The organism is Dellaglioa sp. CoH-57-MRSF-20, assembly GCF_056781955.1.
In genome coordinates this window covers 1-231 of the sequence record NZ_JBXAXV010000345.1, presented here as the reverse complement: position 1 = coordinate 231, position 231 = coordinate 1, and the positions used below count along the sequence as shown (strand labels likewise).

Genomic DNA, 231 nt, shown 5'->3' with positions numbered 1-231 from the left:
AGCATGAAGTGGAACCTCAATCTCCAAGAGCAGCTTAATCGTGGTGGAAAGATCGAGGCCGACGCCTTCTTCTGGTGGCTGAATCAATCTGAAGCGGCGCGAAGCTCACTGGTCACGGGTCAGGCAGATTCGATCAATCTTGAGCAGTTCCAGCGCGAACTGACCGATTACTGGTTGACCACGATAGATGCGCGAGTGCGCGATCACTTCATTGTTGATCCCGAGCACATG

The 231-nt window shown here is 53.2% G+C and carries 1 protein-coding gene; it reads left to right on the top strand.

The genetic code is table 11. The features are described from left to right. On the top strand, nt 1-231 hold a 231-nt coding region (locus tag AC1RPN_RS09250; protein ID WP_481763889.1), incomplete at both ends, for a 3'-5' exoribonuclease domain-containing protein.